Origin of the sequence: Pandoraea sp. PE-S2R-1 (assembly GCF_002179865.1) — a bacterium.
In the GTDB taxonomy this organism is placed as follows: Bacteria; Pseudomonadota; Gammaproteobacteria; order Burkholderiales; family Burkholderiaceae; genus Pandoraea.
In genome coordinates, this window is record NZ_NGUR01000185.1 from 1 (window position 1) to 378 (window position 378).

Annotated in this window: 1 pseudogene; it reads left to right on the forward strand. The window is 62.2% G+C overall.

What is annotated here, in order from left to right:
- Positions 1-37 precede the first annotated feature (37 nt).
- Positions 38-378: pseudogene (locus CDV44_RS27630) on the forward strand (ferredoxin--NADP reductase); the annotation flags it as partial.

The window sequence follows — 378 nt, forward strand, 5'->3', positions numbered from 1 at the left end:
GCGTCTGTCACAACTCAGGGTCGGCGACGAGTTGTTCGTGGATCACACGGCCTACGGCTTCCTCACGCTGGACCGGTTCACCGGCGGCGACGACCTCTGGCTGCTCGCCACCGGCACGGGCCTCGCACCGTTCGTGTCGATTCTTCGCGATCCGGCCGTCTGGGAACGCTTCAAACGCATCTTCGTCGTGCACAGCGTGCGATGGGTGCGCGACCTCGCCTATTACGAAGAACTCCGGCACTTTTCGCACCCCGACGTCGATCCGTCACTTGTCGAAAAGCTTCACTTCGCGGTGTGCGTGACGCGAGAACAAACGCCCGAAGCGCTATCCGGACGCGTAACGTCATTGCTCGCCTCAGGGGAGTTGGGAGAAAGCGA